The organism is Paraglaciecola sp. 20A4 (assembly GCF_011378905.1).
GTDB lineage: Bacteria > Pseudomonadota > Gammaproteobacteria > Enterobacterales > Alteromonadaceae > Paraglaciecola.
The window spans coordinates 418,079-436,954 of record NZ_WTPY01000001.1 but is presented as its reverse complement, the minus strand read 5'-3'; the positions used below and the strand labels follow the sequence as shown (position 1 = coordinate 436,954).

Annotated in this window: 14 protein-coding genes; 3 read left to right on the top strand and 11 right to left on the bottom strand. The window is 42.6% G+C overall.

The window, feature by feature from the left end; translation table 11 throughout:
* Positions 1–2,247 (top strand): alginate lyase family protein, encoded by a 2,247-nt coding sequence (locus tag GQS54_RS01795; RefSeq protein ID WP_166422281.1) that lies wholly within the window; start codon positions 1–3, stop codon positions 2,245–2,247.
* Positions 2,248–2,370: 123 nt separating this feature from the next.
* Here the strand turns inward: GQS54_RS01795 and GQS54_RS01790 are convergent, their stop codons facing one another.
* The gene (locus tag GQS54_RS01790) at positions 2,371–3,306 is read right to left on the bottom strand and encodes a cation diffusion facilitator family transporter (protein ID WP_205967593.1); all 936 of its coding nucleotides are present in this window, start codon (positions 3,304–3,306) and stop codon (positions 2,371–2,373) included.
* Between the two features lie 204 nt (positions 3,307–3,510).
* Here GQS54_RS01790 and GQS54_RS01785 point away from each other — a divergent pair, with 204 nt between their 5' ends.
* A complete protein-coding gene (locus GQS54_RS01785) occupies positions 3,511–3,918 on the top strand; it encodes a hypothetical protein (protein WP_166422280.1) in 408 nt (135 codons plus the stop codon).
* A gap of 110 nt (positions 3,919–4,028) precedes the next feature.
* On the opposite strand, the gene GQS54_RS01780 is transcribed toward GQS54_RS01785, so the two are convergent.
* The 6 genes from GQS54_RS01780 to GQS54_RS01755 all read right to left on the bottom strand — a co-directional run bounded on the left by GQS54_RS01780 (position 4,029) and on the right by GQS54_RS01755 (position 11,745).
* Positions 4,029–5,414 (bottom strand): NAD(P)(+) transhydrogenase (Re/Si-specific) subunit beta, encoded by a 1,386-nt coding sequence (locus tag GQS54_RS01780; protein WP_166422279.1) that lies wholly within the window; start codon positions 5,412–5,414, stop codon positions 4,029–4,031.
* A 12-nt stretch (positions 5,415–5,426) separates the two neighbouring features.
* Positions 5,427–5,708: an NAD(P) transhydrogenase subunit alpha gene (locus tag GQS54_RS01775; RefSeq protein WP_158768714.1), complete on the bottom strand. Its 282-nt coding sequence runs from the start codon at positions 5,706–5,708 to the stop codon at positions 5,427–5,429.
* Complete coding sequence (locus GQS54_RS01770) at positions 5,708–6,877, bottom strand: NAD(P) transhydrogenase subunit alpha (protein WP_166422278.1); 1,170 nt, start codon at positions 6,875–6,877, stop codon at positions 5,708–5,710. The genes GQS54_RS01775 and GQS54_RS01770 overlap by 1 nt, the downstream gene beginning before the upstream one ends.
* A gap of 154 nt (positions 6,878–7,031) precedes the next feature.
* A complete protein-coding gene (locus tag GQS54_RS01765) occupies positions 7,032–7,955 on the bottom strand; it encodes a sugar kinase (RefSeq protein ID WP_166422277.1) in 924 nt (307 codons plus the stop codon).
* 69 nt (positions 7,956–8,024) lie between these two features.
* Positions 8,025–9,323, bottom strand: coding sequence for an MFS transporter (locus tag GQS54_RS01760; protein WP_166422276.1), 1,299 nt, complete (start codon positions 9,321–9,323; stop codon positions 8,025–8,027).
* A gap of 139 nt (positions 9,324–9,462) precedes the next feature.
* Positions 9,463–11,745 carry a polysaccharide lyase 6 family protein gene (locus tag GQS54_RS01755; protein WP_166422275.1) on the bottom strand — a complete coding sequence of 761 codons (2,283 nt, stop codon included), beginning with the start codon at positions 11,743–11,745 and terminating at the stop codon, positions 9,463–9,465.
* A 496-nt stretch (positions 11,746–12,241) separates the two neighbouring features.
* Between GQS54_RS01755 and GQS54_RS01750 the strand changes: the two genes are divergently transcribed.
* Positions 12,242–12,973, top strand: a complete 732-nt coding sequence (locus tag GQS54_RS01750; protein WP_166422274.1) for a FadR/GntR family transcriptional regulator — start codon at positions 12,242–12,244, stop codon at positions 12,971–12,973.
* A 106-nt stretch (positions 12,974–13,079) separates the two neighbouring features.
* On the opposite strand, the gene GQS54_RS01745 is transcribed toward GQS54_RS01750, so the two are convergent.
* From GQS54_RS01745 to GQS54_RS01730, 4 genes are all read right to left on the bottom strand, one after another.
* Positions 13,080–13,826 (bottom strand): glucose 1-dehydrogenase, encoded by a 747-nt coding sequence (locus tag GQS54_RS01745; RefSeq protein ID WP_158768708.1) that lies wholly within the window; start codon positions 13,824–13,826, stop codon positions 13,080–13,082.
* 352 nt (positions 13,827–14,178) lie between these two features.
* Positions 14,179–15,375: an FAD-dependent monooxygenase gene (locus tag GQS54_RS01740; RefSeq protein WP_166422273.1), complete on the bottom strand. Its 1,197-nt coding sequence runs from the start codon at positions 15,373–15,375 to the stop codon at positions 14,179–14,181.
* A gap of 134 nt (positions 15,376–15,509) precedes the next feature.
* Positions 15,510–17,678, bottom strand: a complete 2,169-nt coding sequence (gene ovoA / locus GQS54_RS01735) for a 5-histidylcysteine sulfoxide synthase (RefSeq protein ID WP_166422272.1) — start codon at positions 17,676–17,678, stop codon at positions 15,510–15,512.
* A gap of 18 nt (positions 17,679–17,696) precedes the next feature.
* Positions 17,697–18,824 (bottom strand): hypothetical protein, encoded by a 1,128-nt coding sequence (locus GQS54_RS01730; protein ID WP_166422271.1) that lies wholly within the window; start codon positions 18,822–18,824, stop codon positions 17,697–17,699.
* Between the last annotated feature and the right edge of the window lie 52 nt (positions 18,825–18,876).

Below are 18,876 nucleotides of genomic sequence, written 5' to 3'. Positions count from 1 at the left end.
ATGAGAAAAATGAAAATCACTGCTCTTTTACTGGTGGCAGCGACATTGAACATACCTTTGGCAGTAAACGCTCAGGAACATCCAAACCTGATTATGACAAAAGCTGGAGTACAAAAGGTTAGAAGTAACTTGGGCAGCGTGCCTTTATTTGATGCATCAGTACAAAGCGTAAAAAAAGAAGTCGATGCTGAAATTGCGCTTGGCATTGATACCCCCATCCCCAAAGATTTTTCAGGTGGTTACACCCACCAAAGACACAAACTAAACTTTCTGACGGCACAAAAAGCCGGTGCGCTTTATCAAATATTACAAGACGACAAATACGCTAAGTATATTAAAGACATGTTGTTTCAATATGAAGCTATGTACCAAGACTTGCCGGTGCACCCACAAGAGCGCTCTTATGCTCGCGGTAAACTATTCTGGCAGTGTCTGAATGACAGCAACTGGCTGGTTTACATGAGCCAAGCTTATGATGCTATCTACGATACGCTCTCAGTGCAAGAGCGAGAAAAGCTTGAAAATAACCTGTTTCGTCCCTTTGCAGATTTCATCTCTATCGAGAATCCACAATTTTATAATCGTGTGCATAACCACAGCACATGGGGTAATGCTGCGGTGGGTATGATTGCATTGGTAATGGACGACAAAGAGTTGCTAGATCGCGCGTTGTACGGGATAGAAGACGATGGTTTGGAAATTGGTGGCCGTGACAACGATGGCGGCTTTATAAAAGTAGCTGGTCAAAAAGCTGGATTTTTAGCCAATTTAGAAGACCCCTTTTCGCCAGATGGTTATTACACTGAAGGTCCATATTATCAGCGTTACGCTATGTATCCGTTCTTAATATTCGGCTTAGCCATGAACAACGTCAAACCGGATATGAAGGTATTTTCGCATAAGGATAATGTGCTGCTGAAAGGGGTAGATGCGTTACTCAATTTGACTGATGCCGATGGCGAATTTTTTCCGTTAAATGATGGTCAAAAAGGGATGTCATATTACACGCCAGCCTTGGTAACGGCGGTAGATATTGCTTATCAGTATGGGGAGCAAAATCCACAATTACTGAGCATTGCTGAAAAGCAAAATGAAGTATTGTTAGATCAATCAGGCTTGGCAGTTGCTATTGGCATTCGTGACGGTAAAGCTAAGCCATTTGTTAAGAAATCAATCAACCTGACCGATGGCCAAGATGGCGATCAAGGTGGTGTCGCGGTACTTCGATATGGTAACGAAGACTTAACGTTGGTGTTTAAGTATGCGGCACAAGGGTTAAGCCATGGTCACTACGACAAATTATCTTTTTCTTTATATGAACAGGGCGATGAAGTCGTTCAAGATTATGGCTTAGCACGCTTTGTTAATATTGGTCAAAAAGGCGGTGGTAATTATCTTCCAGAAAATAAAACTTGGGCTAAAACCACTATTGCTCACAACACCTTATCTATCAATGAAGAGATGCACTTTGGTGGTAAATATGAAATAGCCAGTGAACATCACTCAGATTTGTATTTTTACGATGCAACTAAAGATGACGTGCAGGTCGTTAGCGCAATAGAAAGTAACGCTTATCCCGGTACACAGATGCACCGCACCATGGCCATCATTAAAACTGAAGGTTTCGAAAAACCTTTCTTATTGGATATTATGAAGGTTAATTCCAATAGCAAAAACCAATATGATTTCCCCTTCTATTTTATGGGCCAAGTGCTTAGTGATAACTTTGAATATGACACTCCGACATCTTTAACACCACTGGGTAAAGACAATGGGTATCAACATTTATATCTAGAAGGCAAAGGCAAACCGTCTGGCAACACCACACAGTTTTCATGGTTGGGCGAAGGCAAGTACTACACGTTAACGTCAGCAACAGAGAAATCAGACGAGTTATTGCTCACCCGATTAGGCGCCAACGATCCAGAGTTTAACTTACGCAGAGATGCAGCATTGATGCTCCGCAGAAAAGATAGTGGCAACACCACGTTTGCGTCTGTCATTGAACCCCATGGTAGTTATAGTTCCGTTTCTGAGTTATCGGTGAATTCAGACAGTAGCATTGCTCAGCTCACAGTGGTGCAGGATGATGATAAATATACTGCCGTTTCAATTAAGGATGTAAAAGGGCAAACCAGCTTATTTATTGTAGCCAATGATGGTGCGTCTATGAGTAAAAAGCATACGTTAAAAATTGACGGCAAGTCATATAACTGGACGGGCGCATACCACTATACCGGTGGTTAATTAGCGACTTGAAAATATAAGTGATTGTCGCAACGCGGCAGTCACTTATTTCAAAATGAACCGATGAGCGCTTCTCACATACCTTATTTAGTCAACTATTTAGCCCTGCGCACTAAGCTAAACTCAAGCGTCCCTGCAGGCTTCCTGTGGAAATTCAAACTCTATTGTTGTGTGCGATAACTTATACTCGTCTAAGCAATCAGCCACTTCACATTTTATCGCCACTAATTGCTCAGGCATCAGCATTTCATTTAAAACCAAATGTGCGGTCAGTACATGTTGCTCACCATCCAATGACCAAAAGTGTAAGTGATGTATATCTTCAACATGTGCAATGTGTTGCAGCTTGTGTTTAATTTGATCCTGCACTTGCTCATCCGGTACACCTTGTAGAAATAACCCAAGTGTCATCTGAATATTGCGTACCACGTTGTATAAGATGAACAACGTGAATGCTATCGAGAGGAGCGGATCAAGTATAGGTAAGTTAACAAACATAAGTACCACTGACACAATAAGCACAGCAACCCAACCCAATACATCTTCAATTAAGTGCCAGTTAAGTACCCGCTCGTTTAACGTATTCCCTGCACTGAGCTTATAAGCAGCAAAACCATTCACTGACACCCCTAGCAACGCTAGCAAAAACATACCTTCAGTGTGGGGCATCTCAGGAGCAAACAAACGAGGAACACTTTCTATTAGTACCCAAATCGACCCACATACCAACACGATGCCATTTAGCATTGCAGCCAAAAGTGATAGGCGTTTAAAACCATAGGTAAAACGATCTGTGGCTTTTTTATTTCCAGCGCGATTCAAAAACCACGCGGTACCAATGGATAAGCTATCGCCTAAATCATGCACGGCATCCGCCATGATAGCCGTACTGTTGGTTAGCCAACCTCCAATAAATTCAATAATGGTAAACGTGACATTGAGAAAAAAAGCCCAGCCGATGCGAGATGATGATGGGTCAATATGATGATGGTGGCCATGATGGGAATGGTTATGCTCAGAATGGGAATGGACGGCCTTAGTTTCTTTTGCTTGTGTCATGATCTTAAATAAAGCTTCACTTTCTGCTGTTGAGTTATTATTACCACACAATGACGTGCCTTTCATTGCTTGAATAATTGTCTCGTAGCACGTGGGTAGGGTAATACCGAACTTTATTACGCCAGAATGCTTGCATTTATTGAACTTGAACAGGCAAAATCTGTCTTCCAAACAGCTACTTTCCTATAGAATAAAATTCACGTTATGAAACACTATTTTTTGTTACTGCTTGCCCCTTTAGCGCTATTTGGTTGCGCCACGTTAATGCCACTAGATGACGGTTTAACCCCGTTTAAAGGAAAACCTGTGAATCGATTGTTCAACGTTATTGGCTTCCCCAATAATATTGAGTTGGTCAATAATAAAATTGTTCATACCTACCTAATCGAACGCAATCACGTTGGTTTGGTTACCGAAACAGAATATACGACAGGTTTAGAAGGCCAAGACCCGCTTATCGCCAAGACTATGATGCAACCAACACAAGTCAACGTAGAATGTGCATTAACAGTGATCACCAATAAGCAGAAAATAATCGAGCAATGGAAATACGAAGAAACTTACGAAGGTTGTACGCCATACCGCGTAAAGCTCGCAGATTTTGTACGCTGATAAACAGACTGAGTAATATCATGCAGACAAAAAAAAGCCCTCATCGCTTGTTGGCGCATTGAGGGCTTTTTAAAATATATCAAACGTAAAACTATTTGCTGAAGATACAGTTAATCGTTAAATTGTCTAACAATATGACCCAGTGTTTCTTTAGCATCACCAAATATCATGCGGGTATTAGGTTTGAAGAACAACGGGTTATCAATACCAGCAAAGCCTGATGCCATACCACGTTTAAGTACAAATACATTTTTAGCTAAATCTGCATTGATAACTGGCATACCATAAATAGGGCTGCCTTTCATTTCACGTGCCGCTGGGTTGACGACGTCATTTGCACCGATCACCATAGCCACATCGAAATTTTCAATACGCTTATTGATTTCGTCCATTTCGAACAACTGCTCATAAGATACGTCAGCTTCTGCAAGTAGCACATTCATATGCCCTGGCATACGACCCGCTACTGGGTGAATGGCGTACGCAACTTCACAGCCATTTTCTTCAAGCTGAAGCTGCAATTCTTTCATTACATGTTGGGCTTGCGCTACCGCCATACCGTAACCTGGAATCACCACAACAGATTGGGCAGCTTCTAGCACATAATAAGCATCATCAGCTGATAACGGCTTAACTTCACCTTCAATCACCATGTCTGTTTTATGTACCGCCATAAAGCCTGAGAACAACACATTGCTTAATGAGCGGTTCATGGCTTTACACATGATGTTGGTCAGAATAATACCGCTTGCGCCAACTAACGAACCAGCGACAATCAAAATATTATTATGTAAGGCGAAACCAGCAGCACAGGCAGCTAAACCCGAGTAACTGTTAAGTAACGATATAACCACAGGCATATCCGCGCCACCAATCGGTAGCACTAACATGATGCCAAACAGTAAAGACAAACCTAGAGCAACGTACAGCACTTCAGTTGATGACAACGCAAAATCAGGCTGAGCGACAAATGCGTACCCCGTAGCAACAATGGCCAACACGATGATGCCATTCACAACAGCTTGTCCGCTAAAGGTCACTGCGCGTCCTGTAATACGCTCACTTAATTTAGCCCAAGCCACAATACTGCCTGAAAAGGTTACACCACCGATAAGCAACGCTAAAAACGTCACCACCAGTATAAACGCCGATATACCAGCACCACTTTGAATCGTCGCCCAAGCAACGAATACACTTGCCAAACCACCTACGCCATTCAACAAAGACACCATTTCTGGCATATCGGTCATAGCGATTAAACGTGCCGCAAAAAAGCCCACCACAGCGCCTGCTAGCATCGCGATAGCAATCCATTGAAAATTCACGATACTGTTGTCGAGTAAAGTCACAACTATGGCTAACAGCATAGCGATGCCAGAGATAAGGTTACCTTTGCGCGCACTAGATGGATGACCAAGAAGCTTCAAGCCAAAAATGAATAACGCGGCAGAAATTACGTAGGTGAAATTAATCACTAAATCTATATTTGATGTCATATTTATTCCCGCCTACTGCTTTTTCTTGAACATGGCTAACATTCTATCGGTGACCAAATATCCACCAACTACGTTGATTGTCGCCAAAAAAACGGCAAAAGCCCCTAAATACATGGCGTATTCACCCAATGTTTCATCACCAGCTAGAGCTAAAGCACCTACTACCGTAATACCCGAAATAGCGTTAGCGCCCGACATTAACGGTGTATGTAATGTCGCGGGGACTTTTTGAATTAATTCGAAGCCGATGAAAATCGACAACAATAAAATAAAGAGCAAATATATGGCTTCCATCACGCTACTCCGTCTTGTGTTGTTTTCTTCTGTGCTGCATAGAAATCACTGATCATGGCATTCACCACTTTACCTTGATAGGTAATAATGCAGCCAGACTGCACCTCATCGTTTATATCTAGGGCAAAACGATTATCATCTTTCGACCAAAACTCGCTTATTAAGTTATACAGGTTACTTGCGTACATTTGGGTCGCATGTTTTGCTACGCCATTTGCCCATGCTCCCGTACCGATTACATTCACGCCGTGAATGCTTACCGTTTCTCCTGATATACTCCCTTGTACATTGCCACCGGTTTCTGCAGCCATATCGACGATAACGCTACCTGGACGCATCGACGCAATAGTCTCTTGGTTAATCAATACGGGAGGCTTGCGGCCAAACAATTGTGCGGTAGTAATTACGATATCTGAATCAGCGATACACTTTGCTTGCTCTCGCTGCTGAATTTGCATTTGCTCAGGTGTCAGCGCCTGAGCGTAGCCCTGGCCGGTTTCACCCGTTTTGCCTAAATCTATATCTAAAAACTTAGCCCCTAAAGAGCGCACTTGCTCTGCTACCACAGTTCGCGTATCGAATGCAGTTACACTCGCCCCTAAGCGTTTAGCCGTCGCGATAGCTTGTAATCCCGCCACACCTGCTCCGATAATAAATACTTTAGCGGGCTTTAATGTACCTGCTGGTGTCATCATCATGGGCAGTACATTAGGGAGGGTATTAACAGCTTGCATCACCATCACATAACCCGCCAAACTTGCTTGTGAACTAAGCGCATCCATTTTCTGGCAACGGCTAATACGTGGGATCATTTCCATACTGATACTGGTTACACCTTTACTGCATAACGTATCCACGAAACTAGGTTCATTGAAGGGATCAAGATAGCTCACAACCAATGCGTCTGGTTTGACATTAGCCACATCCTCAACGCTAAGCTTATGTAAACCTAGTATAATGTCGCCCTTTTGCAGTAACGCGTTGCGGTTCGCTTCGACGGTTGCCCCCGCCTCTACGTATTCTGCATCTGTTACATGGATATGCTGACCCAATCCTGATTCGATAAGCACATCTGCGCCCAATAATTTATATGCCTTTACGTTAACGGGCAAAAGCGCACAGCGCTTTTCGCCAGCTTTCACTTCAGCTGGAAATGCAATAGTAGGCATAGGCCCTCCAAGTTTTGTTACAATTTGACTTACAACAGTGCACAAACTATGCACTGCTAGAGTGCAATTTAGTAATTCAAATTAGTTATATAGAATATGTAAAATACGTTATAAAAAAGTTACAACGTATTAGTTTGAGTGATATAGGTCTATACTATTGAGTGAGAAGTCGGACGAAATCATCCTTGGGCGTGATCGCTCCCGGATATTGAATAACAATGGCGGCCGCCTTTGAAGCTAGACTCACCGCGTGTTCAATCTCTTTACCGGCTAACCTAGCGCCAAGGTATACCCCATTAAAAGAGTCACCTGCTGAAGTTGTGTCGACCACATGATCCACAGGCGCAATAGGAAGATGAATAAGATTGCTGCCTAGTTGGCAATACACGCTATTAGAACCATTCTTAATGACTAATTCGTGAATGCCATAAGGCTGACAAAATTCTAAAATGTCACTAAGTTCAGTCAACCCATAAAGCTGAGAGAAATCATCAATACCCGGTAACAGAATATCTGTTAGTTCGTAAGCAAGATGGAATTGCTCTTGTGCTTCTTTTGGCGAACGCCATAATCTTGGGCGATAGTTTGGATCAAAAGCAAGCGTGACGCCCTGCTCCTTCAAACGTTTAAGCATCGCCCAAAAAGCAGGACGTTCCTTAGGGTGAATAACGGCCAAAGATATACCTGAAAAGAATACCAGATCGCTGTTATACAACGACTCGACTGTATCTTCGTCTACGTAGCGCATCAATTCTCGTGCAGCTGAATTTTCGCGCCAATACAAAAATGAACGCTCGCCATGCTCGTCCGTTTGCACCAAATAAACGCCGGGGTTTTGTTTACTTTTCTGAGATAAATACTGGTTATTTAATGACGCCTGCTCACAATGTTGACGTAGTTTCTCGCTGACAACATCCTGTCCAATAGCGCTCATAAAGTACACATCCTGTTCAGGAAATGCCCGTTTCTGATAGACCGCGGTGTTGTATGCATCTCCCGCAAAAGACTGATGCATTACCCCATCGTTGCCTTCACGCAACTCCAACATACATTCGCCAATCAATACTACTTTTCGCATGATACACCCTGGATATAATTCAATTATAAAGCCCTACGGGCTTCCATTAACGTTGTCTTGATAACAACCCTACTTAAGGCTTTTTAACGGTTCTACTTTTGGGATGAGAACCCACACAGCCAACATGGCAATGACCGCTAAAGATGCACCGATAACAAAAGCCGGCGTATAGTTTCCGTCAGCTGTTAAAAATGGTACCAACGCTGTTAAGCCTAACGCGCCAAACTTAGCCGCCATGCCTGAAAAGCCAGCAAGTGTGCCAACGGCTTTTTTACCGAATAAGTCACTGGGTAACGTTTGCACATTTCCGATTGCAGTTTGAAAGCCAAATAAAATAACCGCCATTATCATCACTGCAGCAGTAGGACCACCTGGGTTCGCCATGGCTAATAAAGCCGGCAGCATAATCAAACACCCAAGGGTAATGGTTAATTTACGCGTTTTATCAACATTCCAACCCGCTTTAATACGGTTTTGCGCAAGCAAACCACCAAACCAAGCGCCAAACATTGCACCAACATAGGGTACCCAACCGTAAATACCGATCGCTTTAACGTCCATTGCGTAAACTTCGTTCAGGTAAATAGGGATCCAGAAAACGAACAACCACCAAATAGGATCAATGGCTGCAGAGGCTATAATCACTCCCCAGCTTTGCTTGCGAGACAGCAGCTCCTTCGTAGAAGGATTGTATTCATCTTCATCATTTCCCGTTTCTACATCTAACGTTCTTTGCCCGGTTAAAATATACTCTTTTTCTTCATCAGTAATCCACGGGTGTGTTTTAGGAGGAGCCTTAACCAAAATAATCCACGGAATAAGCCACAACAATCCCATCAAACCTATTACCACAAAGACCATTTGCCAGTTGAAAAACACGGTTAAATAGGCGATTAAGGGAATAGCAATAATACCACCGATGGCTGCGCCAGAGTTGAAGATGCCTTGGGCCAAAGCACGCTCTTTGCTTGGGAACCAATCCGCGTTGCTTTTAGCAGCGCCAGGCCAGTTACCGGCTTCAGCCATGCCCAATACAGCACGAAAAATACTAAAGCTAAGTACACCTTGAGCAAATGCGTGTGCCGCAGTCGCGAGTGACCAAACACCAATAGAAAGAACAAAGCCTAAGCGTGTACCAACCCAGTCAAATATTTTGCCAAAGATAGCTTGTCCAAAGGCATAAGATAAAATGAAAACAATCGATATATTGGCATAAATCTGTTTACGTTCTAAGTCCGACTCATTTGGAAAAAGGTCTTCAACAATATCGGGCCATAGCACGCTCAAAGCTGAGCGATCTATATAGTTAATCACAGTCGCAAGGGCAACTAGAGTGACCACCCACCAACGCAAATTCTTCATTTTCATATTTTTATACTCTTGTTGGGTTAACGTAATTGTTAGACCAAAAAATAAACTACCCGCTTTTTAACAATACTAAGCTTTAAACTCTTAGAACTTTTAAACAACAACCATGCTCAGTTGAAGCATACAACGATAACGGACTTTAAGAACCATTACCGATTGTGATCATTTTATTATCTGCAACAGTGGCGGTTACTGGGCCTTTAGCATAACGTTCAGTAATGACTGGCGCTGAAGTATCGGTAAACGTGTTGCCCTTAACCACTGTCACTGGCTCACCTACCGTATGATCAATAATTATCGGTGCGCTTTGCACAAACTCATTGTTTGAAATAGTGGTAACTTGCACACCTAATAGCGTCAAAGCTGCATCTGACTTATTGCGCTTACCCTTGCCAATATCACTGAATTGATTGTTGCTTAGCACGACATGAGGGCCAAAGGTACTTTCGTCCGTTCCGCCTCGGTAAACCTTAGCAATAGCCCCTTCAACATGTTCTACCATTGAATCTGATATCGTCAGATACTCGACGTTATATATGCCCAAATCATCAATTTCTTTGTTTAAGCGAAATAGATCACCTGTAATATGACTAAACTGACTATTGGTCACGCGAATATAGTCGGCAAAACTACGATTACCGGCGTCAAAAAAGTGATACGAATGGTTAATGTCGAGGTGTACAAATGCACTGTTTTCAATGACTAAACGATAATTTTGCTGCATCGGTAAACGGGTAGTACGAATAAGGGTATTGCCTGCTGCGTCAGGTGCGCTCGAAGCATCAATATGCACCCCATCTAACGTCAGGTTACCAAAATTGTTGATCTCGAATAACGTGGAACGTAGAGGATAAATAACCGCTTCGCCCTTCGTTTTGGCGCGAATAGTTAAGGTTTTATTTAAGCTTAGGATCTTAGCTTCACGATACTTACCGGCTTGAAGTTCAAGTACATCTCCAGTAGTTGCTTGGGCTATTGCATCAAATAAAGTGTTATCACCAGGCGCAACAGAAATTATTTTTCCTGAATCAAAGGCTATATCTGGCTCTGTTTTTGCGTACCAGCTTACCCCTACTTCATTTTTGCTAATAGGATTTAAGTCTTGGCTTGCACCGAATTTCTGCTGCGCTTTATCGCTGGGATAAAGTAGCCCATTAGCGGCGCGCTTTAAGGTGATCTCCTGTTGATTAAAGCCCTTATCGATACTGGCTTTAGCATCTTTATTCAATAAGTTATTTTCAAACTTTATACCGCTAATATCATCAAAAATATCGATTCCGTCGGTACCTTTATCATTAACAATAATATTGTCTTTAACCACAGAGTTTATAGGCGTGGCAGTGCGTTCTTTATCGCTACCCGCTGCAAACTGAATATGCTCTACGTTCACTAAGGTATTATTTTCAATCAACGCATTATCCACTTGGTGATAACGATTGATCTTCGAATTAGGCACACCGTTCATGATGGTTAAACCACTGCCAAATCGGTATCCAGTTAACCCTTCAAGATAGTTATTGCGAATAATTTGGTCACGGTTGATTATGCGTATACCACCAGTGTGATCCACACCATTGCCAAAAAACACATTATTTTCGACAATATTGCCGTTTCCGTGACGTAGAGTTAGCGTGCCGCGGGATTCAAAAAATACGTTATTGCGAATAGTATTTTTACCTGATTTATTCGAAATTATCTCTACTTCGCCATTACAGCGATCAAAGTAATTATTTTCAATCAAGGTAAAAGAGTCAGTTAACGAATGATGACTCGTGCCAACCCGTAATGTTTCACCGCCATTTGAACCTAGAATAGGTCGCGGACCAAAGTAGTTATGATCAATACGATGGTGATTTTGCTGACTTGCTTCAGTCGTTAACCGCACCGCCATGGTTACACCAGCGTTTCGCTTACCCACCACATGATTGTGGTCAAACCGGTTATGTTGGCCATACATCATCACCCAACTGTCTTGTTCGAATTTCTCAGGATTACTGAAGTTATCAATAACGACTTCAGTAATACGACTGTGATTAGCCACGTCTTCTTTATTTCGACGAAATGCGATGACTTCGCCAGTAGGCGTAAAACCATCTTTAAATACTAGACCTGTCACCACCAAGTGTTCACCCGCAAGACGAAGGTTAGATTGTCCGCTAAGAAAGACTTTGCCTGGTGTTTGCCCGCGCAGCGTTATAGGTTCTTCTTCGGTACCATTGGCTTTAAATAGAATCTCAAAATTCTGCCAAGTGCCGTCAGCTAAAATAATGTTGTCGCCAGGCTGCACTTTCTTCAGCGCATTATCGTAGGCTTGAGGATCTTTGACTAGGATATCTGCCGCGAATGCATTGCTACACGCAACAAACAATAGCGATAACAGAGCGGGGCGTGTCAGAGAATGGAAATGAAAATTAGCGCGCATAATAATTGCTCAATCCTGTTCAAAATCGTTGATAGCCCTTACCGGTATTGGCAGTTCAGCTAAATAAGTGCGCTTTGCACGTGCGGGTACAAAGCGCCCTTTAAAAATTATATTAAGCCCGAAGGCATCGCCAACATACACATAAGTGTAGTGGTACAGAGGGTTTGTGTAAGTTGACGATTAAAAGCTGTGATCATGAAGAGCGCGACTTATTTTTATTTAGTTTCAGCATTACTAACACGTATTTTCTCGCTTTGCTTTCCAAGTACAGACACGCCAATGTAACCAATAGTCGAATTAAATGTCAAACTAATATTAACCAATTTAACAAATATGTTATTACCAATGAATTAAATATTGGTAATAACCAAAGTTAACGCTATGCTATATACTTGTTAAATAGTTTCGCGCTAGATTCGAAAGAGCTTGCATAAGCTGTACTTGTGGTAGAATAACCACAAGTAATAGGTATGACATTTAAAAGTAGGAAGTAAAAATGAAGAGTCGTCGATTATTCTGGAATATAGTCGAAAAAATAGAACTGCTTATTGAGTCTGGGTTATATCAACCTGGGAGCCGCTTGCCTCCAGAGCGAGAACTCGCTGAAACCTTCGATGTTAGCCGTCCTACTATTCGCGAAGCGATTATTGCCCTTGAGGTACGCGAACAAGTTGAAGTAAAAACAGGCTCAGGCGTGTATGTATTAGAAAACAAACTTGCCCCGCAGCCATTGCATAAAATCAGTGCTTTTGAGTTAACTCAAGCCCGTGCCCTTATTGAAGGTGAAGCCGCTGCACTAGCTGCTGCCACTATTACTGACGAAGAATTGCTCGATTTGAAAAGCACTTTGGACGCCATGGAAAAAGATGAAAATTCTGAACATGCTGACCGAGATTTTCATATGATCATTTCTCGCGCCACACGTAATAATGCCGTATTAATGGCAGTAGAAAATTTATGGCAAGTGCGTGACACCAATGCCGAAGTGAAAACCGCTTATAAAGGTGTTTGTAGCCAAAGTAGCGCGAAACGTTTAAATGAGCACACGGCTATTTATCAAGCACTTAAAAAGCGCGATAGCCAAAGCGCTCGTGCAGCTATGCATCAGCACTTCAATCGTTTGATTAATGCCCTGTTTGAAGCAAAAGAAGCGCAGGCTTTAGAAGAAGTTCGCCGACAAACAATTGAGACTCGAGGGTTATATTCATTGTCTCACGTAATGAAGTAAGCACGTAACCTATTCCTATCGGTGCTAAATTAGCGAATATTAGGATGTCCAGACAATAAAAAAGCCAACATATGTTGGCTTTTTTTTAAGTTACCTTAATAGTAACTTAAGAGAACAACATACCACCGTTGATATCAACGTTAGTACCTGTCATATAAGATGCTTCATCAGAGGCTAAGAACGCCACTAGTTTTGCCACTTCTTCAGAACTTCCTTCGCGCTGTAAGGCAGTTGAACCAGCAACTTTTTCACGTACAGCATCAGGGGTAAAGGTATCATGGAAGCCTGTGCTTATCATGCCAGGGCAAACGCCATTAACACGAATATCAGGACCAAGTTCTTTCGCTAGTCCACGAGCAAAGGTCATTACCGCGCCTTTAGATGTAGCGTAAATTGCTGCACCACCGCCACCGCCATCGCGACCAGCCTGCGATGCTAGGGTAACTATGCTGCTACCTTTTGGCATATGTGGGATACACGCATGAGTCATCATGAATAATGATGTTAGGTTCAAATCCATTACTTTATGAAAATGAGCCAAGCTCATATCGGCAACCTTAATGCGTTCCACTAAGCCACCGGCTACGTGTACTAAACAATCAACTTTGCCAAACTGCTCAACCGTAGTTTGTACACATGCATCTACATCTTCTTGCTTAGTTAAATCAGCTTTAACTGCAACGGCACGCACACCAAGTTTTTGAATCTCGTCTACTGCACTTTGTGCGGTAGCTTCACTAGCAAGATAGGTAATTACCACATCTGCTCCGCGGCCTGCCAATTCTAACGCACAAGCGCGGCCAATATCACGTCCGCCGCCTGCCACTATGGCTACTTTGCCTTTCATTGTCATAACTTTCTCCACTGGATTTCTACATTAGCAAATTAATAAACTTTCAACTAGTTGCTCCAGGGAGCACCGCACAGCCCGCCGAAGTGTTTTACCAATCCAAGTCTACTGCGCTAAACTAACTAATCAACCACCACATTGTCAACCAATTATTTGCATTTGGCATTACCAATTGTCTTTTTTGGTGATTATTGTTAAAAGCGTGTTACGCGATTTATCTCTATTGAGGGTTAGCGAATATTTTTTAAATATTTGCGCGTATTTTTTATACCCCTTTCAATTGGTCAAGGGTACCTAAATCAATATAGGCTGTTGATCCACATAATAACTATAACCAATTCTATCGATGGCATTATTAATCAAGTGTTACATTGTGGGCATAAATAAAAGCGATGGGTAGCGACGCCAAACTTGGGGATAAAGCATTCATAACGTCTAAAGCTTTAAGCTTTATTTTCGCACTCAGGCCATTCAAATGATACAGATCAGCGTTACTTTTTGCCATTTTTTGCACTTTGGTGACTCGTCCAAAACGTTCAGCTTGGTATAACGCCAACCCTTGATGTATGTCTATATCAGTTGATACCCATTTAGCCAAACAAAAAGCATCTTCAATCGCCATTGCCGCCCCCTGAGCAACAAATGGCAACATAGGGTGGCAAGCATCACCGACTAGCGCCACATTATTATCGACCCACTTATCTAAAGGGTCACTGCCAAATAATCCCCATAGAAAACACGTTTCCAGGTGGCTTAGTAATTCTGTCACCTGTGGATGCCATCTTTCAAACGCTCTTCGCAATTCAGTAACATCTCCTGGTACATTCCAGCGCTCGTCATTCCACTCTTTTCGCTCTTGAACAGCGATAATATTAATCTCTTCAGCACCACGTACGTAATAACTCACCAAGTGTGCGCTGGGACCTATCCATAAATTGGCATCAGGTTTAACAAGATCAGCAGGAACGTTTTTTGATTTTATGGTACCTCGCCACGCAACATGACCGGTAAAATGCAGTGATGAGTTAGGCAGCATGCATTTTTTAACCGAAGAGCGAATACCATCTGCGCCAATTAACATATCACAGGTAAATTGACGTCCATCATGCAGTTCAACTTGTACCTTAGTTACCGAGCCGTGTTGTGTATGCTGATAGCACTTAACCTGCGCCTCCAGGGTAATGGTGACTCCTTGTTTACGCGCAGCTTGGTGCAACACTGCGTGCAGATCTGCTCGATGAATATGTAAATAAGGAGCATTATATTTTTGTTCAATGCGCTTGCCCAAAGGCATGCGCAAATACTCGTGGCCGCTAAAAAAATGACGCATAGTTGCGTACTGGGGGAAAAAGGCTTTTGCCACAAGCGCTTCGCTTACACCTAACTTTATCAGTACGTGCATAGCATTAGGGCTTAATTGGATCCCTGCGCCGACTTCATTAAGCGCGTCACTTTGCTCCAAAATATGTACTTCAAAGCCTTTTTGTCTTAACGCTAAGGCCGTACTCAATCCTCCAATACCGCCACCAGCAACAATTACGCTTTTTGCCATCAACTCGCACCCACTTCGTTATTATTCAGCATACATTACTCGCAAAACATATCCTCGAAGTGTATCAGTACAAATATAAAAAAACGCCATTTAATCAGGCGTTTTTCACTCTATTTATGTGGTTGATCAATTACTTATCTTTTTTTCCAAACCGTCAGATGATTACGCGCTCTTGCGCTAGAGCGGTTGTCTAATAGGTAGTCACTGACCAATTCACCTTCTTGAAGTAAATCGCAATTGTTTCCAACGATTAATTTGAGCTGTGCTTCGCTTGTCTGGTTTTCGCCATTTGCTTTAAACCCACCTAACCATTTGTGCTTTGGTGTAATGTCTTCATTCCACGCATAAGCGCACGTTAATAACAAAACGCCTTGAGGATTTAGACGCGATAATATGGTGTCTAGAAACACCTGCGGGTCGTATAACGAATCGAGTACGCGATGGGCAATAATAAAGTCATATCCAGTAAATTGCGGCTTCAAATTATGCCCATCACCCTGAGCAAAATTAAGATTTTCTGGGGCGTGATTGAAACCAAGTTGCTGGCGGCTAATTTCACAAAATTGTTGTAGTTCACCTTCATTTGGCAGGGCATAACGAAGTTGACCGTTTTCTTTTAACTTTAAGCAATGTTGAATATGGCGAGCGGTGAAATCGATCCCGTTGACAGCAGCAAATATACGACTTAGTTCGAATGACACGCGCCCTACTCCGCACCCCATATCCAACGCTTTACCTATTGCACATTGGCCACTTTGAACAAGCGAACGCGCTATTTGTACGACCAGCTGTAAATCATGGTCTGCTGCTGCGCTATGAGGGCCATAATGGTGGTGCAACATTCGACTGATGTCCGTTTGGCTTTCATAAGGATTAACTGGCGTTATAGGCACCACTTCATTGCTTGACTGAACATATCTAAAACCGGCATGTTGATGAAAATGACGACGAAATGCATAACGCGAGTCTCGTGTGGCTTCGTTGCCGGTAGATATCCACGAGCCACCTTTAATTAAATTATGCTGACCGTCGAAAGTCGGCGTCGAAAAATCATCGTACAAGGGATGGACTTTGAAGCCATCAAAGCCATCAATTAGACTTTCTGACCACTGCCACACATTACCAATAATGTCATAAAACTCGCCTTGCTCAAACGTATCGACTGGGCATGATGAAGCGTAGTGTTCAAGATTAATATTTCCTGGGGCTTGCTCCCACGTTGGTAAGTCGCATTTCAAGGTATCTCGCATCACCTGCCATTCAGCTTCACTTGGTAACCGAACAAACCCCTCTAACTGGGTACTTTTCCAGTTACAAAATGCTTTGGCCTCTAAATAATTGACTTCAACAGGCCAGCTTAGAGGTAGAGGCACATCATGCAGTAAATTACGCTGCATATAATGCCCATTGGTAAACGACCAAAAGCGCGGCATGTTAGCTTTAGTATAAGCTAACCACTGTTTGCCTTCATCGGTCCAATAGGTTGGCGCTTGATAACCACCAGCGTCTACGAATTGCATAAATTCCTGATTAGAGACTAAGGTCTTGCTTGCATTAAAATCTTCTACAAATACATCTGAAATCCCATATTCATTATCCCAGCCATACGTGTCGTTATTATTGAGCTTACCCAAGCGAATTTTTTTTGCTGACACAGGAATAAGCTCGTTGCGTAATGCTTTTGAAGGAGCGTCACGCGTAATAGGAAAGCTAGGCCATTGGCCGTTATCTGTTAAATATTGGCTATCGAGCATCCGCATAATCACAGATGACGTTTCGATATGAATCCCCTCATGCTCACACCCCATTAAAATAATCCAAGCGGGTGAGTCTTGGGTAATAGGCAGGCTAAATTCCATATTATCAATAAAATCGCCGACCATATTTTTCACTTTATTTCGGTAAGTACGGACTTCATCTACCGCCGGCCACTGATAATTACCGGGGGACAAATCATCCCAAGACATTTCGTCTACGCCGACTGCGCAAGTAGATTCAATACGATTATCCACACGTTGCTGAATGTACTTACCAAGCAGCAGCTTGTTAACATAAAATACCGCCGTATGACCATAATAAAATATCAATGGGTGACGCAGTGCTTCAGGTTGTAAATAAAACGCTTGGTCGTCATTAATTAAATCAAATAATGATTCATACAACGCCCAATTTTGTAAAAAATAGCGTTTTAATTCCCGGCGCTTAAGCGACACGTTATCACCACTCAATAAAGGTGGTTTATGTAATTTGGGTAGTTGTCCTGATGCAGGCTCGATACCTACGTGTAAATTCTGTGCATACATAATTAATTGCTTCTTTATTTATGTCGTCAAAGCCGGTAAATATCGGGCTAAAAATTCAGCGTGTAGCTTCTGTCCAACGGAATCAAACTGATCCCGAAAAGCTTGCTTACAATGACGGTCGACTTGATGTGCAAACCAACGTTGCTGGTTAAATATGGTTAATGCTCCCTGACTGACAGAGCCATTCACTAATTGGGTATCGCGTAACGAAGAAGGGAACGCGCAGCTTGCGAAGGTTGGCGGCAGTCCATCAGTGCTTTGCCAGCTTTCAATCCCTTGTAGAACGTTAAGTAAAATAAAGATCATATTCAAAAAAGGATCATACGCATTACTTGTTGCACCAATTCTATGTTCCACTCGGGCTGTTTTATGCCAATCGTGGCTATAACTTAGCACCTGATTATTTGCCCCATATAAAAAAGGCTCCTGGCCCATGAGTTGATTATGCTTACCCACTTCTTTGTAAAGAGCGATACTGCCTTGGTGTCCGCCAGATAATAGAAAGGGCGAACTAAGTTCTGCATCTAAACCATACTCCGTGCGCAATGCCAAACGTTTGAACGCATCCTCTTCCGGCAAAAACAGTGCACAGCATGCCAAACTCGTAGTCAGTAAGTGGTACTGTATCCATTCTCCTAAGGTAGAATTAGGGATGAGATTATGACCTTTATCATCTGCCACGCTCACGTTCATTTGGATAGCATTTGGTATATGCACCGACCGTGTATCAGTAGAGAATATAGTCCCTGAGCCTGCTACATAGCGCCCTTTATCAGCCGCCCAAGCAACCGGTTTTAGTAATACTCTTTCAGCACCAAAACGGCGCATAATAATAGGTAATAAGCGCATCGCACTGGCTAAATCTTGCGCTTCCTTTAACGGTGATTGACCATTAAACAATGAGACATATTCCCATTGTTGGTGCCAAAACTCAGTTTTCAACTCACCATTAATACCCAGTTTCAAAAGCGTTTTATTCACCCCTTCAAAGTCTAAGCTATGCTTCGCATTGGCGGTCTCGTAAACGCCTTCAAGTTCTACATGGACTATGGCCTTGTAACCTAAGGCGGCAATTCGCTTTAAAAGCAGAGTAATAACCTGCTGGGTGACGATTTGATTATTTGATGAGGTCGCAAACTGCTGCACAACGTCCCTTATTTTTCAATTTATGATGCGCAAATGCACATTCCCCCTATTA

Coding starts and splice junctions, on each gene's coding strand:
- GQS54_RS01790 (WP_205967593.1), bottom strand. CDS start 3,306: ATGACACAAGCAAAAGAAACTAAGGCCGTCCATTCCCATTCTGAGCAT.
- GQS54_RS01775 (WP_158768714.1), bottom strand. CDS start 5,708: ATGGAAGCCATATATTTGCTCTTTATTTTATTGTTGTCGATTTTCATC.
- ovoA (WP_166422272.1), bottom strand. CDS start 17,678: ATGTATGCACAGAATTTACACGTAGGTATCGAGCCTGCATCAGGACAA.
- GQS54_RS01770 (WP_166422278.1), bottom strand. CDS start 6,877: ATGCCTACTATTGCATTTCCAGCTGAAGTGAAAGCTGGCGAAAAGCGC.
- GQS54_RS01795 (WP_166422281.1), top strand. CDS start 1: ATGAGAAAAATGAAAATCACTGCTCTTTTACTGGTGGCAGCGACATTG.
- GQS54_RS01785 (WP_166422280.1), top strand. CDS start 3,511: ATGAAACACTATTTTTTGTTACTGCTTGCCCCTTTAGCGCTATTTGGT.
- GQS54_RS01745 (WP_158768708.1), bottom strand. CDS start 13,826: ATGACAATGAAAGGCAAAGTAGCCATAGTGGCAGGCGGCGGACGTGAT.
- GQS54_RS01760 (WP_166422276.1), bottom strand. CDS start 9,323: ATGAAAATGAAGAATTTGCGTTGGTGGGTGGTCACTCTAGTTGCCCTT.
- GQS54_RS01755 (WP_166422275.1), bottom strand. CDS start 11,745: ATGCGCGCTAATTTTCATTTCCATTCTCTGACACGCCCCGCTCTGTTA.
- GQS54_RS01740 (WP_166422273.1), bottom strand. CDS start 15,375: ATGGCAAAAAGCGTAATTGTTGCTGGTGGCGGTATTGGAGGATTGAGT.
- GQS54_RS01765 (WP_166422277.1), bottom strand. CDS start 7,955: ATGCGAAAAGTAGTATTGATTGGCGAATGTATGTTGGAGTTGCGTGAA.
- GQS54_RS01750 (WP_166422274.1), top strand. CDS start 12,242: ATGAAGAGTCGTCGATTATTCTGGAATATAGTCGAAAAAATAGAACTG.
- GQS54_RS01780 (WP_166422279.1), bottom strand. CDS start 5,414: ATGACATCAAATATAGATTTAGTGATTAATTTCACCTACGTAATTTCT.